We start from the raw sequence: 17977 nt of genomic DNA, 5'->3' as shown, positions 1-17977 counted from the left end.
CAACGAAACCTGAACCCGCTCCCGCTCAACGGCGCTGGCCAGGCAAATACCGTCGTCGAGAAGAATGGGCGGAGCCGAAGCTCCGCCCTGCTGATTCAATCGAAGGCCGACATCTGCGCGGCGGCGGCCTTGCGGTCGAGTGTCTGGCCGGGATTGTCGACCGGGCGGTCGAAGGGCTTCCAGGCTTCTCCGACGATCTGCTCGTAGGCAGAAACGGCGCCTTCTGCAGCCATCCTGAGCGCATGGGCCTGAATGCCCATGTCGGCCGCGAACTCGCGCTTGCGCTGGGCAGCGCTGTCATAGCCGACCGGGCCGTCAAGATCCTCGTCGCGGGCGTCGGCGGCACCCTTGGCGGTGGCGTCGCGCGCTTCGGTGACAGCCTTGCTGTAGAACTGGCCGGCGCCGTGAGCGGAGCCGACATAGGCTCCGACGATCCGCTGCAGATGGATCTGCATTGCCCGTTCGCCGAGGCCGTCGGAAAGGCCAGTCGCGGTTTCGACGATCAGGCGTTCGTGCATGTCGCGGATACCGTCGCTATCGAGGATGGCGGTACCGAAGCTTTCGGCGATGCGCAGCGCCTGCGTCTCATCGGGGCACGTCAGGCGGACCATGTCGATCGTGGCGCCCTTGCGGAGCTGCACGACGCGGGCGGTGGGGCGGTTGGCCGAGTGTGTGGGTTGGCGGGAAGAGGTCGCGGACTTTGCCATGGTGGTTTCCTTTCGGTTCGCCGAAGCGGTTCCGGCGCCTGCCGGTCTGTCCTTCGGTGCGGTCGACAGGAACCGGCGCAAACCGGGCGGTTCAGGGTCCGGGCGGGCCAGATCGAGCGAAGCAGTCATGCGGGCAAGCGGGTCTTTCGGACCTGCGAAGCCCGTATGGCTGTTTTGTCGAGAGCGGCATGACCGGCCGCCCCGCGGCGCGGAACGCGGCCTTGAACCGAACGGGCGCTGGTTCAGACCGCAGCAAAACCGGAGGACAGGCCGGCAGGGGCCGACACCAGATGTGAGCACCGGGAGGAATCTCATGCAGGGTGTGCGCCGGACCCACCTCAACGCACCCCGGCTTCAACACCGCCAATCGGAAGCCTCCCGCCCCGTTTGACGAACAGACTGCTGCCTCCTGCCGATGGACCAGGCAACGAGGCACTGTCACCCGCTCGATACGGTTTACCGACAATGCGACGAGATGATTGCCGCCGCGATGCGCTCAAAGGGGCTTCTCCAGCGCGTCGAGTTCGTGGGCAGGCGACGGATTTGCGCCAATTCAGCGGTCAGGGATCCTCAGCCGGAAACCTCTTCGGATTGCCCGGGCGCTTCGGCAGGCGGTAACGGTCGAGCCATGTCGGTCCATGTGTGTTACGAAGCCTGCGCAATACTTGACCGTCGTCACAGGGCGCCTCGCCCATCCACGCGCGATTGAGGATGCGTTTCCAGGACCGCCCGTGCCGGGCCGCGTAATCCTGAAGTGCGGCCTCCTCCTGCGGGTCAAGCGGCGGAAGCTTGTCGTGATGCTTTGCTCTCATCGGATCAACCTCCTCGTCCCGTGGCTTGCCGCCTCATAAATACCCTGCCGATCAATCGGCGGATGGTGGTGGTTTCAATGACAAGGCGGGTCATGCTGCGCTCTTCTCATTGATGCCAGGATGCGGTTCCAGCCTTGCGCGGAGAGCGGCAATCGCCGCATCCTGCCGGGCGAGCTTGCGCGACAGCGCTTCGATCTCGCCCCGCCGCTGGAATTCCAGAGCCTGAAGATGAGACTGGAACAACCGTTCGTCGGAGGGCGTCCAGCGCGACCCCGACCTTTTGTGCGTACGACCACTGGACTTCGCCTTCTGGGTGACCGTGACACGCTCGGCACGGGCCGCGATCTGTCGCTGCACCAGATCGAGATGATGGCGGGTCTCGCGGCGCGATGCCTCCATGCGGGCGAGGAGTACCTGGGGGCTGATCGATGTCATACCGCGCCCCTCCCCGCCCATGACACGAAGCTTGACGGGCCGTCATAGGCAGCATGACGGGCTTTATCGATCACGAAGCCAAAGCGTCCGACGGTATACTCGGTGGTCGCAACCAGAAAGCGGCGTTCATCGACATGGTGATCACGCTTGCCGCCCCGGGTGGCTATCACCTCGGTCATGCCGGGATGATGATCGGAACGCAGCGCCGAGATGACGATCCAGTCTTCTGCATGCGCCGCTTCAAACGCCCGGCGGTCCTTCTCGTGGGATTCGCCCGCCGCCAGCACGTCACCCGTCATCGCCTCCCATGCATCCGGCTCCCCGTCCTTGAGCGTCTTCTCCGCGACGCGACGCTCGTATGTGGTGAACAGATTGGGAAAAGCGATCGCGACAGCGGCCCAGCGGCAGTCCTCCTCGTAAAACCCGTCGCTTGAGCGCAGCGTGGGATGAACCTCCGCGTTGCGTTCGACCGAGAGCTTGAAACCGCCGTGACCGGCGGTGACATGAGAGACGATCCCCTCGGCATAGACGGTCGCCATCTGCGAAGCACCCCATGGCGTGCTGCAGGACATCCGTGTCTGCACGCGATTGAGCAAGGCAAGCTCACGCCTGTGCTCCGCCGTTTCCAGCACCCGCGCCCGGAAATCGGCATCGTCGGCTAGCCGGCCCTCATGGCTGTAGAAGTCAGCGCGGGTCAGGTCGCAAAGTGAGCGGTGCGCGCGCCACGCGCTCACCAGAAACCCGCCGCCCCCGGATAAGGGCAGCATGGTAAGCGTGATCTCACCGATCCGGGCGACCGGAAAGCCGTCGGCGCTAACGCCGAACTCTACCCCTGAATGTTCAGGGGCAGAGGCAGTGATATTGTCTGCGGGAACAGGCGTTGTCATGCGGCCCGCCCCTCGACATGGTCGGCCGCGGCTTCGTCGGCCGTCACCTCTTCGAGAACGGCCAAGGGATGTCGGTGGAGTTTGAGCCATCCCTCGGCCGCTTCCCGGTCAGCGGCGAGATGAACCAGTTCATGCGATGGGCCGGGTCGATCGAAGATGCGGACCGATCCGACCGGCGGACGCTCGATCACGATGAAGGCCAGCGTGCTGTCGATGCCGAAGGTTCTCAGGATTTTGACGACGATCGTGCCACGGCTGCCGATATCACCCTCATGCAGCGTAAATGATGCCGGTGCGGTGTAGCTGCCAAGGGTTCGAGAGTCCTCCTTGCGGATCAATCGGCCAGAGCTGTTCCGGGTTTTCCAGACGGCCAGCTTCTTGCTGTGCCGCTCGGGCGGGCGTGGTGTGCCGTCGGACCAGGAAATGATCGAGCCCAAGGGGGTGGAAAGGATTGTGTGTGCGGACATGCAAATTCTCCCTGAATTTTTAGGGGTTGTGAAAACGAAACCGCCGCCGATGGAGACCATCGGCGGCGGCGGATCATTCGGAATGGAAATGGAGGACGCGGTTACTCCGCCGCGATCCCGTAGGCGTCCTGCTCATCGGGATCGACCTCATCGGCGTCGCCATCGAAAGCTTCCGAAGAGGTATCTTCGTCGTAGGACCGATCGCGGCTGTCGTCTCCCTCGGCTGGCGCTTCATCCGCGGCGCCGTCTTCGACAGCCCCGCCATCCTCGTCGGCACGGTTATCCTCCGGCCCGTTTGTATCCACGTCGGCCGATGCCTCATCGACGTCGAGATACTCCGCATGCTTCAGCAAATCGGCGATCTCGGTCGCATCCGGCGCAAACAGCGCGGAGGCATGGACGAAACGCTCTTCCTTGAAATGCTCGACCAGCGCCGCGCGGGTTTCCCTGACCTTCTGGCGTGGAAGCACATTCGCCTCCTTCGCCGCCGTTTCCAGCGCCTGACGCGACAGGCACAACAGAAAGTCCTCCGAGCCCATATTCGGCAGGAAGCTGTCGGCGCCGATGGCGTCGCCGGCGATGCGGGAGACGACACCGCTGTTCGACATGCCGCGCCGGCAAGATAGGACGTCGATCAGCATCGAACGGGTCGTAACACGCAACGTTTCCCTGTCGAAGGCGAGCCTTCCGTCTTCACCGATCAGCCGGGCCGCGTGGCGCTTGAACCGCTTCGGTCCGAACACATTGTCATTAGCACCGGAATCGACCCTGACGTTGAGACCCGTAAAGGCAAGAACGAGCAACGCCATCAGCATGTCGTCCTCGATCGGGGCGCGGCCGAGCGCCTCGTGAAGGGCGTCGGTGCGGAAATCACCGATCATGTCCTGGCCCTTCTGGGTCACGTCCGGCCGGGACTTCGGTGCCTCGACGATCGCGCCATTGTCGAGGCCGTCGGTGCTGTCTGTCGTAGACGAATTGCCCTTCGCCCTCTTCTTATCCTCGGGCATCCGATAAGCGACCGACTGCACCTTACCGTCACGGTCGAGATACATGCCGACGTGGTCAGACTTCGACGGCTTGCCGTAAACACGCTCTGCCTTCTTCGGCAGTTCCGGCTGGCCCCAATTGTTGACCTCGATGATGGCACCCTTCTTTGGAAGGTTGTTCGTCATCCATTCCTGCTGGGCGCCAAGGAATGCTTCGACATTGGTCGTATAGCGGCTGTCCTGGTCGGCGGGCGCGAACAGGTCCTCGACCCACTCGATACCATAGGCTTGCGCGAGATCATCGCCGAAGCTCGCATCCCTGGCAAACATCCGGGTCTTGGAGAGCGCACGCGCAATATTGTACCAGTCGGCCCGCTCGGACTTCTTGGGCTTGTGCGCCTTCCAGACTTCTTTCTGCTCGTCGGGCGAGGCTGCGGCAATCGTCCGAAGCTGCTGCTCGTTCGGCATGTCGCCCAGCCCCATCTGATCGAGCATGGCAGGCAACACATTGGCGAGAAGCCTGAGCTTCCTGATCTGGCGGACCGGCAATGCGAGCGCGAGGCCGATCGCTTCCTCGGTCCAGCCGAGTGCGACGAGGCGCTCGATGCCGCGCCATTGGTCGACAGGATTGAGCGGCTCGCGGGCGATGTTCTCGACCATGGAGCGCATGGCGCCATTGTCGTTGGCCGCTTCGACGACAAGAACCGTGACTTCCTCCAGCCCGGCCGCGATTGCCTGCTTCACGCGGCGGTGTCCGGCCTGGATGATATAGCCATTACCGCCATCGACTTCCGGCGAGACCACCGGAGGCTGGATGATGCCGACAGCCTTTACCGTCGCCAGCAGCAACGCATCGGATTGCGGAGACGATTTCGAGCGGCGCGTATCATCTGGATTGTCCTTCAGAGCACGGGGATCAAGCTTGAGGATCTGCATGGGATCTGTTCCTTCCGGGATATCGGAACCGGCACCTCACCGGTCCTTCCTGCCTTCAGTTCTTTCCGAAGACATCTCCCGGACCGCAGGGCGGGAGGAGCGGGGCAACTGCGCCCGAGCGGCCCTGACTGTCAGGGCGAGCGGGGCGAAGCCTTGCGAGAACGACGGACAGGGTTGTGCAGGGGGCGGTTGAGCGAAGCGTCGCCGGGCAGGCCGGTCTGCGAGAGAGTTTTCCTTTCTTTCCCTCTTTTCCTCATCTTGATATGCCACCATTAAGGTGGCATATTGAGGCATGGAAAAGATACTGCCCGACACAATGGTCTCTCCGGAGACTGGTGAGGTCCTTCGCCGTGACGTTCGCCCGTTCGTCGTGACCTATAAGGGCAAGAGCAGGACGGTCGATCTTCCTGGTTATTATCCGGAAAACGGCGACGACGGCGTGCATGTCGGCGACGACATGGAGGTGACGGATGCGGCGCTGCGCGCGCTGAAGGAAGAGGTCGAGGGTATTCCCTCACCAACCACGATCCGGCGCGTGCGACAGAAACTGAACCTGTCGCAGCGGGAGGCAGGAGGCATTCTCAAGGTCGGTGAGAATGCTTTTGACAAGTACGAACGCGGACTGGTCGAGCCGAGCGGACCAACGAGCCAGCTGCTGCGCCTCCTTGACCGTCACCCGGAGCTCGTCGAGGAGTTGCGTCAACAGAGCGGCTAAGCGGCGGCCCTGTTGGCTTCCGCGTCCTCTTGCGCCGATGCAGCCAGCGCTTCCTCGACCTCGCGCAGTTGCCGGCGCTTGTCGGCGAGCTCGTCACCGAAGGCAAACTCCCCATTCTGTCGTGACTGATAGGAGGTCAGCCGGCGTCGGTAGTCCTCCAGCCGCTGGCGATAACGTACCCGTTCCTCGTCGAACCCGTCGAGCGCGTGTTCGAGGCGCGAAATCGCCCCGAGCGGCGTCACTGTCACAGGCAATTCGATCTCGTAGTCCGCGCCGGTGCGCTGGAGCAGCGTCTGGTAGTGGTAATTGTCGCTACGGCCGAACTTCTCTCCGATATAGACGAGATCGAACCCACCTATCCTCGCGATGTGGACCTCGCCCTGTTGCTGTAGCTGAACCAGAGTGAGGATTTCCTTCATCAGCGCTCGTCCAGCTTCCTTGCGCTCGGTATATGGCTTCCCCGTCACGGTCATGGCGAAGCATTCGCCTGACGTCGGAAGCAGCCGTTCGATATCCTGGCCGATCTCACCGATCCGCCGGATCGCCGTTTCGATCTCGCGATCGGCGTCGCGGATCTGCCGGCGGACGGCATACTGGTCGTCCTCATGGGCGGCACGCAATCGTTCAAGCCGGGCGATATCGGCTTCCAGTCCGGCCTTCTGCATCAGGCGCTCGTCGCCGGAGGCGATGGCCTTGGCCATGGCGAACTGGTTGGCGGCACCTTCGTTAAGGTCTTCGAGCCTGCGGATCGAGGTATCACCGCCAAGCGCAGCGGCAATGAACCGGGCCTTGCGCTCGTTGTTCTGCCACATCGACGCATCGAGCGAACCTTCAGTGGCATAGGCGAAGATATCGACCTCGTCATGCTGATTGCCCTGTCGGACGATGCGACCCTCCCGCTGCTCGATCTGCGACGGCAACCACGGGACGTCGAGATGGTGGAGTGCTTTCAGCCGAAGCTGAGCGTTGACACCGGTGCCCATGGTTTCCGAAGAGCCGATCAGGAAACGAACCTTGCCCGCGCGAACATCGCCGAACAGCCGCTGCTTGGCCTCTGTCTTCTTATAGTCCTGCATGAAGGCAATCTCGGAGGCCGGTACGCCGAGCCGGATCAGCTCGTTGCGAATGAAGCGATAGGCGGAGAAGCCGCGAGTCTTTTCGACATTGATCGTGCCAAGATCGGAAAAGATCATCTGCGCGGCGCCCGGCAGCTCGAACTCTTTGCCATCGGGACGTCGATAGATGGTCTCGGCGGTCTCTTGCCAGATCCGGTGTGCATTGCGGATGAGCAGATTGAGCTTGTTGTCCTCCTCATTCTCGGCCGATGGCATGACGAGACGTAGATCGATGGCCGCATGGCGCCCATCGGTGATGACGGACAGCAGTATGTCGTCACCGGGCTTGGCCGGCCCCTCACGCTGCTCGATCGCCTTGATCCGCGCGTCCAGCATCTGCTGATAGGTCTTGAAGAGCGCCGTCGGCTTGGCCGTGAGGATCTGACGGCGGCCGGTCGAGAGGTTGGGCACCTTCACATATTGCCGGAGATCCTCCGGCATGACGACGTCGGCGAACGACCGGAACATGGCAATCAGCTCGGGCACGTTGACGAAGGAGGCAAAGCGGCTGACCGGCTTGTATTTTCCGGAGGGCTGGATTTCGAGTTCGGTCGTCGTATCGCCGAAGCAGGACGCCCAGGCATCGAACTCGTGTAGCCCGCGTTCGGCAAGTGCTGCATGGCCGAGCAGGCGCTGGATTGAGAACATCTCGCCGAGCGTATTGGTGATCGGCGTGCCCGACGCCAGCACCAGTGCCCGGCCGGGGTTCTTCGTCTCGATGTATCGGGATTTGACATAGAGATCCCAGGCGCGCTGCGAGCCGTTCGGATCGATCCCCTTCAGCGTCGACATGTTGGTGGCGAAGGAGAGCTTGCGGAATTCCTGCGCCTCGTCGACAACGATCTGGTCGACGCCGATTTCCGAGATGGTCAGCAAATCGTCTTTGCGAGTCGTGAGAGCCAGTAAACGTTCTTCCAGTCCCTCCTTCAGCCGTTCGAGGCGCTTGCGCGAGACGCGGTCTTCGGTGTCCACCTTGGTGAGCAGATCCTCGTAGAGCTCTAATTCGTCCTGGATCATCTGTTGCTCGAAGGCCGAGGGCACGGCAATGAAACGAAACGCCGAATGGGTGATGATGATCGCGTCCCAGGTTGCGGTCGCCGCCCGCGACAGGAAGCGTGCGCGCTTGTCCTTGGTGAAGTTGGTCTCGTCGGCGACGAGGATCCGCGCGTTGGGATAGAGGCCTAAGAATTCGCGTGCCGCCTGGGCCAGGCAATGGCCCGGCACGACCAGCATCGCCTTGGCAATCAGACCGAGCCGCCGCTGCTCCATGATCGCCGCCGCCATGGTCATCGTCTTGCCGGCGCCCACGGCGTGGGCGAGATAGGTGGAACCATCGGCGATGATGCGCCAGATGCCGCGTTTCTGGTGTCCGTACAAAGTAAAGGCGCCTGAGGCGCCCGGTAGCTTAAGATGAGAGCCGTCGAACTTGCGCGGCGCGATATTGTTGAAGCGGTCATTGTAATCGCGGGCCAACCGGTCGGTGCGATCCGGATCGGTCCAGACCCAGTCCTGAAAGGCTTGCTTGATCCTTTGCAGCTTGTCGCGGGCTGCTTCAGTATCGACGACATTGAGGACCCTGCGCTCGCCACCGGCATCCTTGAAGACATCGAAGATCTGAGGGACCCGGCTGTTCAGGGCGTCAGCGAGGAGATCACCGGCATGGCGGCGGCTGGTTCCCCACTCCGATGTCCCGGCGGCGCTGTAACCAAGTTGGCGGGCCTCCACCGTCCAGGATCCGAGTTCCGGCATATGATGGACACGGATGTCGGCTTCCATCGTCTCCTTGACGAAGGCAACGACATCGGCGGCCGGAATCCAAGGCGCGCCGAGACGGGCAGTAATGTCCGACGGTCGCAGGTCGGCCGGCTGGACATCCTGAAGCGCCCGCACGTTGCGCTCATAGGCCGGGTCGAGCTCCGCCGCTGCTTGCGCTGCGGCGAGCTTGGTGCGGACGGCCCCGGAGAGATAGGCATCGGCGGTCTGCCAGGATCCATTCGCCGGATCGCGGAACACTTCGTCACCGAGATTGTCGAGCACAGTCGCGGGATCGCTGTGCAGCAGCTCGGCGATGTGGTCGATATCGACATGACCACGCTCATTCAGGACGACGGCGAGTGCATCTGCAGGCGATGTGATGGTCGGCGCAGCGGGCGGAGCAATCACACGTTCGGAAAATATCGGACCCGGCTTTGCCGTGTCGGTCTCCAGATCGTAATCCTCGATCGAGGCGACCAGCCAGCAATCCGGATCGTCGCGGAAGGGTGCGAGATTCGGCTGGCGATGAGTCTCTTTGACCTCACCAGTTTCAGGATCCTCCTGGATCGAGACGATCGTGTGGTTGATCGGCCCGAAATCGCGCACGAAGCTCGACCAGGCGATGCGCAGCCGCACCTGAAGATCACGCCAGGGCCGGTCGGTTTCCTGGGCCTTCAGCACCTCGCGCACGGCGTCACGGATCGGGATCAGCTTAGTGATGATCCGGATATGCTTCTCAGAAATCCCATCGCCCGAGCGACCCTTGCGCATGGTGACAGGTACGGCCGCCCCATCGAGCATCTGCATCAGGCTCTTCGACCGGTCGAGGAAGAAGCTGCCCTCGCGGATAGCGCTGTCCCTCGGCTGCAGATCGACAATCTCGCCGAGTTCGTCCTCCAGATCGATATCGATCGGCGTTGGCTGGCCGTCGTAGAGATCTGCCGGCAGGAGATCGATCGTTTCGGCAAGGGCAGCCTCAAGATCCTCTCCATCCCGAGGTCGGCACGTATAGGCTTCGCCGAACGGTCCTGACGTCAGCGCGTGGGTGCCGAGCACGAAGTCGGGATGCCGGGTGAACCACCTGTTGACGCGGATCGCGCCTTCGTCATCCGTCGCCGGGCGAACCTCGTCAACGTCGAGCCAAGTCTGGTCACCTTCCGGCTCGCCGGCTTTCCGCTTGCGGAAGAACAGGATGTCGACCACGACATCCGTGCCGGCATCCCGGCGAAAGCTGCCCTCGGGCAGGCGGATCGCCGCGATCAGGTCTGCGGATCTGGCGATATGCTCCCGTGCCGTCGTCTCGGCCTTGTCCATCGTGCCATACGAGGTGACGAAGGCTGCAAGCGCCCCGGGCTTCAGGAGATCGATAGACCGGGCAATGAAATAGTCGTGCAGACGAAGGGCGAACGAACGGTAGGCGCGGTCCGAGCGGACGGTACGATCGGAAAAGGGCGGATTGCCGATGGCTAGATCGTAGATCGGCGCGAGGTCTGTGCGGGCAAAGTCACCATTGATGATCCTGGCCCTTGGTTGAAGCAGGCCGACGATACGGGCGGTGACCGGGTCAAGCTCGATCCCGGTGACATAGGCCGCGTCGCGATAGCCCTCCGGCATCAGGGCCGGGAACAGGCCCGTGCCGACGCCTGGTTCGAGCACCCGGCCGCCGCGCCAGCCAATTCTCTGGATGCCAGACCAGATTGCCCGGACAATGAACTCCGGCGTATAGTGTGCATATTGGGTGCAGCGGGCGAGCGACGCATAGTCAGCTTCGGAGACGGCTGTCTCAAGCGATGAGCCGAGATCATCCCAGCCCTGCCTGAAATCGACCTCCCCCGGACGGCGGAACATGCCGTTGGCAAGCTCACCGGCGCCGAAGCCGGTGAAACGGATCAGCTGCGCTTGCTCCTTGGGCGTTGCCGGCCGGTCCTGCTTGGAGACGTTATTGGCGATGAGGATTGCCGCAACATTGGCGCGGGCACGATCCTTCCAGGACGAAGGCAGGCCGCGGTCACCCTCAGGATAGAAGTTTGCCCGAAGGCCGGTGCGCCGGATGGGGGTGGCAGCGACCGGCATGGCAGGTGGCGGCGCCGGCGGCGTGGGTTCCGGATCGTCGTCATTGGCGGCCGCAGGCGAAAAGGCGCCGAAGGCGGTCACGCCAAGGCCCAGGCCGGACGATAGTGCGGTATTGCCAAACATGTCGAGCGTGAAGGGATCGTTGCTCATGATAAATTCTCCTTGTGAAGGCGCGCGTCGTCGTCCAGCGATTGGGACGCGCTGGCGAAGAGACGCTGATTGACGTTGGGGATCCTCTGCGGCGGGGACGTTACGACCACTCGATGATGAAAAGTTCCATCGAGTCCTCGTCGAAGGTGATGCCGAGGTGCCTCGCATTCGGAGTGGCGGCGATCATCGCCTCCAGTTGCTCTGCATCGATGAAGTCGACACCGTCGTCTCCTCCGAAGGTTCTGCGCTTGACTTCGAACCAGTCGTCGTTCGTGCGGGGATCGCATTCGAGAGCGTAAGCGACGAACGGCTTCTCGCCATCCGGCAATTTGCCGTTCGAGCACAAGTAGACACCGTGATCACCCACGAGCCAGACACCCGGCTGCTCGTCGCGCCCGGGATGAAGGCCATAGTAGGGACTGCGAAAGCCGCCATTGGCTTCTGCGTCGGCGCGACCGCGGGCGATCACCGCCCGCACGGATTCAATCGGAAAAGAAAGCATGGAAAGCGCCTCCTCACGCTGCGACTGCCGTATCGGGCAGATAGCGCAGTTGAACGGGCAGTTTGGCTGCGATCTCGTCATCGGTCAGGTCATCAAGCAGCTTCAGCCTGGCAGATCCGGCATTGCTGAAGAGAGTGATGACACGCTGACACGGCAGATACTGCGGGGTGGTCTCATCGGCGTAGCCGCGATAGGCGTCCGCCGTGGCGCTCCAGATGTGCTCGAGGCGCTCGTCCCGCGTCATCGCGCGCACTGGGCGTGTTTCGCGTTCGATGATCGCCAGCCGCATGGCTTCCACCGACCCACCGTTGGAGAGATCGCAGTAGCCATGAAAGAAACGAATAACCCCGTCGATCCGCAGCGCGAAGAAAACGGATGTAACAGTTCGTGTCAGGAATTCGCGCATTGCGAACATCGAGCCGCGGATCCACAGCGGCGGCAGGATCTCGAACATATAGTCGTGTTCACGCTCGGCAATTTCGAACCATTCGCCGGCATAAAGCGGGCTCGCGTCACCCTCGAAGCGGTGAGGACGCTGTGCATGCCGATCTAACATTCGGAACATCTGATGGCGCTCAGTGATGCCCTGGTAGACTTTACGGATTGCGGAAGGGGTGCTCATTGGCGGCTCCTTTGGCCCTGTCCGAACCGAAGCGCGGCGCTGCCCTGCCTCACCATCCTCTTCAGTCCTTCTTGACCCCTCCCCGCAAGCCGCAACGTGTTCCGCCCGGGTCAAGGGCCGGCAAAGCCGGGCGCAGCTTCACCCTTGATGCGGGCGGCGCGACTGCGGCAGGCCTCTTCCTCCTGCCCTTGTTTTCCTTTCCCGATTTTCGTCTTCCCGCGCCTTCAGGGCGTCATTCCAGTCCTCGGCCGGCGGCTTCAGGCGCAACCAGTCACAACCCACCTCATCCGCGATGTCACGGAGGCGGCCGGCAAAGGTCTCGCCCTGGCTATTGGCGTCGGTGGCCGCGACCAGAACAGCACCCGGACGTGCTGCCAGCTTGCGGACCGCGGCGTCCGTCATCGGTGACCAACCTCCGCCGGTGCTGAGATAGAGGCTGCCCTGACGAAGTCCCTCGAATGCCGCAAGGCTCATGGCGTCAATCGCCGCTTCGGTGACGCAGAGACGCATGGCGTCAGAAGAGCCAAGGCGAAACAGGATTTTGGAACCGCCTGTCGAAAAGCCGCGCCAATCTGGACCGCGCTCCTCCCAGCCAGTAACAACACCATCGTCATTGACATGCGCGGCCCACATGCTGCCATAAGGGCCTTCTCGGAGGAGGTTCCTTTGGACGGCCTCCCGGATGATCGTTGCCGGAAGGCAGCGCTCGGTGCGAAGATAGCGCCAGGTCATCGATCCCTGCCACGGCGTACGTCGCGCCGCCCAGCGTTCCGGGACGGAAGTGCTGTAAGCCGGCTTTCCGGCTGGACGAGACCAGGCAGGATCCGTGGCGACGATGCCGACAAGAGCGGCCACCCGGTTGAGCGCCTCGACGAAGGTCACGCTGTCCAGATGCTCCGCAAGACCGAAGATATCGCCTTTCGCGTCGGACAGTGGATCGAACCATCCCCGCCCGCCATGGATGACGATAATGATTTCCGGGCCGCGCCGGTATTTCACCGCCTTGCGGGTGCTTTCCTTGACATCGATGGCGAACCCAGCCTGTTCCAACACGGCTGCGCACGGGACACGGTCCCGAAGTTCTTCCAGTTCTTCTTTCTCCATTATTTTCCCGGCGCTTTTGGCGCCGCCCTTCTCTCCAGATTCGTGCCCCCCGCAATTTGCGGGACCGTTTCCGGTGGTCCGCGAAGAGCAAAGGGGGCAAGGGCGCGGCTGGCAACCTGCAGATTTGCACCCTTGCGCCGACCGGCCGTGCCAGCTGAGGCGAAGCTTCCCTTGCCGCCTACCGCTCGCAAGCGGAACCTCTGAGAGGAAAATGCCGGCTCAATGAGCCGGCCAGGGATGAAATTCATGCACGATCTCCAGATCGTCTCCATCGTCGAGTTCGTCGCTCGGCAGAACGCCGAACTGGTCGCCGGACCTGAACAGTGTGACCGGACCATGAGGGTGCGGGAAAGCTGGAAGGCGTGGTTCTGTGCAAGAGAAAGATCGGTGTTCATCTGAGGCTCCATCTTTGGAGCGGGCCATTCCCGCTCGATGGCTCCCGTCAATGTCCGGAACCGGTCGCGATCACCGCGAAGGCAAAGCCGAAACGGCCGCAGCTTGCTAGCGGACCCCGTCAGTGGGTTGATCGACGGAGACCCGGGTTTGGACCAGGAAGCCATCCATCAAGAGCGGGGAGGAACGCCTCCATTTGCGGCATTTGGCAACAACCATCACGTCCAGCCGCGGATTGCGACACTTCCTTCCGCCAAGCGAACATGGTTTGCCTTGCCGGCTGGACCTATTGCGACCAGACAGGCTCCTCCGACGCGAAGTCAACCAATACGGCGATCCGTTCTAACCCTTAGATAGGAGGTGCGCGGCGTCGGATAGGGATCAGATCACTCTCTGTCTTCGTGGATGACGATGAAATCTTGCCGTTATGGTACTTGACTGACTTGCGCATTCTCCATCAGGTCAGCTGCAAATCACGCCGTTTCGAGGACGGCAGCGCATTCTCGTCGTCGCGCAACTCTTCGAATGTATTCTTTTCCCTGCCGTTGTCGGCACTACTTCGTGTCCGTCCCTGCTAGCCTTCTCGTTTCACCGCACCTTGCGGAGTCTTTGCTAAAGGCCTCGTGAGGCACATGGGCCGGCGCGTGGCATGGTAAGTAAGAATTTTCCGCCTGCACAGCGTGTAGGGGATGGCGCATCAGGAACTGGGGGCTCCGTGAGCCGGCGGCATCGTACGGTTGTCATCAATTATACATCGACTTTCGTAAAACTTGCGTCGCATGAAAGTCGGCGTAGAGTGTTCACATGAGAAAACGTGTCGCAGAGCTCGTTGATTGCATTGCCGCGTCCAATTCACGGGCCGGAGTGGAATTTGCATTTCGGCGCTTTTGTCGTTCGGTCGACGTGGACTTGTTTGCATATGTTATCGCAGGTCCGTCAGATGCCGATGTCGTGTCGACTTATCCTTTTGAGTGGCGGCGCCAATATGTGGATGGACGTCTCTCACGGTTTGATCCGGTCGTCACGAAAGCGATACGAGAGCGAAATCCTTTCAATTGGTCGATAGATACGTTTCGCTTCCCATCGAAGGACGAGGCAAGGCTCATACAGCAGGCCTCTGAGTTTGGTATTCGTGCTGGGATATCTATACCCATTGATTTGCCATTCGGAACATTCGCGATGCTTACCTTGGCAAAGGACAAGCCTCCCTTAGGAATCGATCTCGTCGGGCATACTGGCTCAATGGCACTCGCACTCTTCCTGGCCAGACAGGTCCTTTTGAAAGAACAGGAGGGCCAAGGGTCGATTTTATCGACCAATTTGACTCCACGGCAAATCCAATGTCTTCGCTGGGCATCGCTGGGAAAAAGTGCGAAGGAGACAGCGTACATTCTAGGAATTTCTGAAGAAGCAGTGTCGTTTCACCGAAAAAATGCGCGACATCGTCTGAACGCAAAAAGCACCTCCGAGGCCGTTAGATTGGCTTGTGATGCCGGCCTTCTCACGTGACTGATTGAGCGTCATTGTGTTCTCGTTTAGATCAACACAACACTGCACAACGCTGACCGGTCTTTACCGGAGCGGATGAACTACATGCAGCAGAGTTACCTCGGAGACAGTGAATATCGCACCGCTTCCAGCACCGACCATTGCGGTTTTCTAAAAGAGTTGCGGCTCCCTTCTTGGCGTCCAACAGTTTGCTCGGTGGTATTATGCGCCAATTGTTTGGGTGAACCTATACGATAACGAGCTCGTGTTGCACCGCTCGAGCAATCGCCTCGTATTTGTTTGCAGCACCTAGTTTTAATCGCGCAGAAGAGAGATACAGCCTCACCGTACGAACTGAAAGGTCAAGGCGATCTGCGATTTGCTTCGGTGCAGCACCGCGCGCGAGCAACTCGAGACATTGCTTCTCTCGACCAGACAACTTTGGCGGCTGCGTCACGCGAAGCCCAGCGAGATGCAAACTTCGTTCATGGAGAAAATACGCCAGTAGATGAAAATCGCGCTGCAACACTGCGCGCCGTCGTTTCCATTGATCCTCCGCATCGTACGTCGTCACCGTGACTATCGATCTTTCTTGGCGGGGGCCTCGCACAGGCATGGTGATCCCTCGTTTTCCAACCCCATAGGATTCAGCCTCCGCAAACAGAAAGCGTCTTACCGGGTTCGTCCTATCGATCTCATCCCAATCGAGCGGAAGGAAACTACTCCTACCAATAAGCACAACCGGGTCAATCTCAAAGTAGTTCAGCTTAACGTATTGCTGAACCCAGTGCTGTTCGTAGGTAGTTACGAACATGGGGGGATCTTTGTCGCGCCGAGCTGGCGAAATGATCTGAAACGCCAGATTTTGGATATCGTACCAGCGGCACACTTCTGCGGCGAACTCTTGCATGTGACTGAAGGACATAACTTGCCCTAGTGCATCAAGTGTCTCGTCGATGAGTGACATAGCCATCTCTGCATACTGTTGGATGCCCCCACATCGGAAAGTCACGCTAGGCAATGATCCTGCCCAAATCCGTCTCCTGATGCGGCCCGTTTGTCGATTGCCCGGCCGTTCGCCGCAATTACCTGAGACGTTCTCTCATATTTGTGCAACGCGTGTAAATTATTACAACTTGTATTGGTATGTCTCATTAAACCGGGGCGAGCTGCAAAAGCGGTGGCTCAAATGAGGCCACTCTTGTCTTCACACTGGGCTCACATTGCACTTAGTTGAACGTCTTCATCGCGTTCCGAAGCTCTCGAGCGCTTGACAAATCTCTTCCACCTCCTCCAGAATCGGGGGAGTGGTTCCGGCAATGCAATATTCTGTCGACGCTTCACCAAAATTGTGAAACAGATCCAACATCGGTCCTGGCGGTATTCCCCAGCGCAGATAATCGAGGCCAGGATCACCCATTTGACCTCTAAGCGGATGCTGAACAGCCCAGTTTGCGCTTAATGCCACCGGGTTCCCCCTCTTTCCGCGCTCGGCCTTTACCGCGTCAAGCAGCGCCATCCGGCTGGCGTGGGCTTCTCCCAAACCGAACAACAGTGCGCATCCGCAAGCAATGCCACAGCGGTCGAGTATGTCCAGAGCTTTGCGGAACCGAAGATGCCAAGTTCCATGGCTCGTTCCTAGGTCTTTGCTCATCCCTCCGATTTCATCGGGATCGAGTGTTTCAAGTCCAATAAAGAGGTATTTCAAGCCAACACTCGCAAGCCTCGCGATCTGCGTTTCACGCCTCAATATCTGATCTATCGTGAGCTGCGCACCAAAGTGGATCGGAATTGGGTTGGCCTCAAGTAGATCGCAGAAGAGATCGATAGAGCGCGGGCTGCCGCCCAGCAGCACTGAATCCTCGACGAAGGCACTGGCACCGAACCCCGGAGAATCCTCTGAAATCACTTTTGCCGCCTCAGCAAGTTGCCGGTAAAGCCGTTTGGGAGCGTTTTCGAGGTCCGCGAGGCGCCCGGTGATGGCGCTTCTCTCGCTGCAGAAACTGCAGTTGTAGACGCACCCCGGGCCAGTATCGCTGAAAACGTGCGCAGTCCTGCGCCCTTCAAAGACGTCGAAGGCAGCTGATACGCCGAACAGAGGCGCCAACGGAGGAAGAAGGTTTCGGTCTATCGGAACCCCACTGCTCACAAGTTCACTGTTTGGGTCCGCAGTCGATAAGATCCAATCGCCCGGAGTTTCCGGTGGGAGGTTACAAAAGATCGAACGGGCATCGCACGGCCCCTGGCACCTAGCGATAATCTCGCCCACCTCGGCTATCAGGTATTCGCTTTCGCCCGACACAACAACATCAAACAAGCCCGAAACTCGACCTTGCCGCGCCAACAGGACTGGAGAAGCGCTGTGATGAATGATGCTGTCGGGCGTTCGTTTTCTGGATGAGGAAAGGTAAATTGTTTCCGTCGCATGCCTGCCACCGAGAACAATGAGAACCTCATCTCCTAGAAGTTCGCGTGCGCGCCTCGCACACTCGACCGCTCCAGGCATGCAAAGTGTCATGGCCCCGACTAGCAGCAGATTTGGCCGCACGCGGGTCAGCATCTCCGTGAAATGCTGAAGGTCATCCTGGGAGTAAAGCAACGCGAAGTGCTTCCTTATCTCCTTGCGTCCTCCAGCCCAGTTGCTTCGCGCCCACGCGCTATTAGCCGAAAGCGTACGCTCCGCAGCGATGCGGCAGGCATTGAAGAGACTTGCTGGGTCGGAGCTGTCCAAGGTCAGCGAGCTTTTCTGACCCGCGACACGGTCCGGCGCCGCCACGGCCAGTGCACGCAGCGGCATATGTGCAGAATTGGAGGCGTCGCGCTTCGGTTC

15 protein-coding genes are annotated in these 17977 nt (G+C 60.7%); 3 read left to right on the top strand and 12 right to left on the bottom strand.

Features of this window, described 5'->3' with window-relative positions:
* Positions 1-95 precede the first annotated feature (95 nt).
* From ACIK7D_RS25495 to ACIK7D_RS25470, 6 genes are all read right to left on the bottom strand, one after another.
* Positions 96-707, bottom strand: a complete 612-nt coding sequence (locus ACIK7D_RS25495) for a hypothetical protein (RefSeq protein WP_400157839.1) — start codon at positions 705-707, stop codon at positions 96-98.
* Positions 708-1267: 560 nt separating this feature from the next.
* A complete protein-coding gene (locus ACIK7D_RS25490) occupies positions 1268-1519 on the bottom strand; it encodes a hypothetical protein (protein WP_400157838.1) in 252 nt (83 codons plus the stop codon).
* 90 nt (positions 1520-1609) lie between these two features.
* On the bottom strand, positions 1610-1954 hold the full coding sequence (locus ACIK7D_RS25485) for a hypothetical protein (RefSeq protein WP_400157837.1): 345 nt from the start codon (positions 1952-1954) through the stop codon (positions 1610-1612).
* Positions 1951-2841 (bottom strand): DUF7007 domain-containing protein, encoded by an 891-nt coding sequence (locus ACIK7D_RS25480; RefSeq protein ID WP_400157836.1) that lies wholly within the window; start codon positions 2839-2841, stop codon positions 1951-1953. The genes ACIK7D_RS25485 and ACIK7D_RS25480 overlap by 4 nt, the downstream gene beginning before the upstream one ends.
* The gene (locus tag ACIK7D_RS25475; protein ID WP_400157835.1) at positions 2838-3308 is read right to left on the bottom strand and encodes a hypothetical protein; all 471 of its coding nucleotides are present in this window, start codon (positions 3306-3308) and stop codon (positions 2838-2840) included. Before ACIK7D_RS25475 ends, ACIK7D_RS25480 begins: the two co-directional genes overlap by 4 nt.
* 101 nt (positions 3309-3409) lie before the next feature.
* Positions 3410-5230: a ParB N-terminal domain-containing protein gene (locus ACIK7D_RS25470; protein ID WP_400157834.1), complete on the bottom strand. Its 1821-nt coding sequence runs from the start codon at positions 5228-5230 to the stop codon at positions 3410-3412.
* Positions 5231-5522: 292 nt separating this feature from the next.
* Between ACIK7D_RS25470 and ACIK7D_RS25465 the strand changes: the two genes are divergently transcribed.
* Positions 5523-5945, top strand: coding sequence for a type II toxin-antitoxin system MqsA family antitoxin (locus ACIK7D_RS25465; RefSeq protein WP_400157833.1), 423 nt, complete (start codon positions 5523-5525; stop codon positions 5943-5945).
* Here ACIK7D_RS25465 and ACIK7D_RS25460 read toward each other — a convergent pair.
* The 4 genes from ACIK7D_RS25460 to ACIK7D_RS25445 all read right to left on the bottom strand — a co-directional run bounded on the left by ACIK7D_RS25460 (position 5942) and on the right by ACIK7D_RS25445 (position 13266).
* Positions 5942-11038 carry a DEAD/DEAH box helicase family protein gene (locus tag ACIK7D_RS25460; RefSeq protein WP_400157832.1) on the bottom strand — a complete coding sequence of 1699 codons (5097 nt, stop codon included), beginning with the start codon at positions 11036-11038 and terminating at the stop codon, positions 5942-5944. The genes ACIK7D_RS25465 and ACIK7D_RS25460 overlap by 4 nt on opposite strands.
* A gap of 100 nt (positions 11039-11138) precedes the next feature.
* Positions 11139-11540 (bottom strand): DUF3085 domain-containing protein, encoded by a 402-nt coding sequence (locus ACIK7D_RS25455; RefSeq protein WP_400157831.1) that lies wholly within the window; start codon positions 11538-11540, stop codon positions 11139-11141.
* Between the two features lie 13 nt (positions 11541-11553).
* Positions 11554-12162: a DUF1419 domain-containing protein gene (locus ACIK7D_RS25450; RefSeq protein ID WP_400157830.1), complete on the bottom strand. Its 609-nt coding sequence runs from the start codon at positions 12160-12162 to the stop codon at positions 11554-11556.
* A gap of 138 nt (positions 12163-12300) precedes the next feature.
* On the bottom strand, positions 12301-13266 hold the full coding sequence (locus ACIK7D_RS25445) for a DUF3991 and toprim domain-containing protein (protein ID WP_400157829.1): 966 nt from the start codon (positions 13264-13266) through the stop codon (positions 12301-12303).
* Between the two features lie 246 nt (positions 13267-13512).
* On the opposite strand from ACIK7D_RS25445, the gene ACIK7D_RS25440 reads away from it, so the two are divergent.
* Complete coding sequence (locus ACIK7D_RS25440; RefSeq protein WP_400157979.1) at positions 13513-13665, top strand: hypothetical protein; 153 nt, start codon at positions 13513-13515, stop codon at positions 13663-13665.
* A gap of 798 nt (positions 13666-14463) precedes the next feature.
* Entirely contained in the window at positions 14464-15168 is a 705-nt protein-coding gene (locus ACIK7D_RS25435; protein ID WP_400157828.1) for an autoinducer binding domain-containing protein, read from the top strand.
* A 226-nt stretch (positions 15169-15394) separates the two neighbouring features.
* Here ACIK7D_RS25435 and ACIK7D_RS25430 read toward each other — a convergent pair whose 3' ends face one another.
* Positions 15395-16114 (bottom strand): autoinducer binding domain-containing protein, encoded by a 720-nt coding sequence (locus ACIK7D_RS25430; protein ID WP_400157827.1) that lies wholly within the window; start codon positions 16112-16114, stop codon positions 15395-15397.
* Between the two features lie 276 nt (positions 16115-16390).
* The gene (locus tag ACIK7D_RS25425) at positions 16391-17944 is read right to left on the bottom strand and encodes a B12-binding domain/radical SAM domain-containing protein (RefSeq protein ID WP_400157826.1); all 1554 of its coding nucleotides are present in this window, start codon (positions 17942-17944) and stop codon (positions 16391-16393) included.
* Positions 17945-17977 lie beyond the last annotated feature (33 nt).

Origin of the sequence: Agrobacterium sp. P15N1-A (assembly GCF_044626815.1) — a bacterium.
GTDB classification, from domain to species: domain Bacteria; phylum Pseudomonadota; class Alphaproteobacteria; order Rhizobiales; family Rhizobiaceae; genus Agrobacterium; species Agrobacterium leguminum.
The sequence above is the reverse complement of the archived record's forward strand: the minus strand, read 5'-3'. Positions and strand labels throughout refer to the sequence as shown.